This is a genomic window from Pseudomonas sp. SIMBA_067 (assembly GCF_046534675.1).
GTDB lineage: Bacteria > Pseudomonadota > Gammaproteobacteria > Pseudomonadales > Pseudomonadaceae > Aquipseudomonas > Aquipseudomonas putida.
Genome location: NZ_JAWRYH010001040.1, coordinates 1 through 248 on the forward strand (window position 1 = coordinate 1; position 248 = coordinate 248).

At 56.0% G+C, this 248-nt stretch carries 1 protein-coding gene; it reads left to right on the plus strand.

Annotated features, from left to right (window positions below; all coding sequences use genetic code 11):
- Positions 1-248 (plus strand): hypothetical protein (locus SB765_RS32385; RefSeq protein ID WP_410932862.1); only part of this gene is annotated, 248 nt, incomplete at both ends.

Here is a 248-nt window from a genome sequence, read left to right on the forward strand (position 1 = left end):
TTCCAGCATGCTTCGCATGTCGAAACGTCAGCCGAGAACGACAAGGCGACGATCGCCGGGCACATGAATGCAGTGTCGCAATCGCAAACGCACGCTAACGATACGGTGCAGTACCTCTCGAAGCAGTGGGTCAGTTTGACTCCGATTCTTGAGACGGTCGCCGCCAAAGGTCCGCGCCTCGACTGCGGCAAGATGAACATAGTGACGAACGAGCCTGTGTCGGTCTATGAATTCGGCCAAGTCATCAC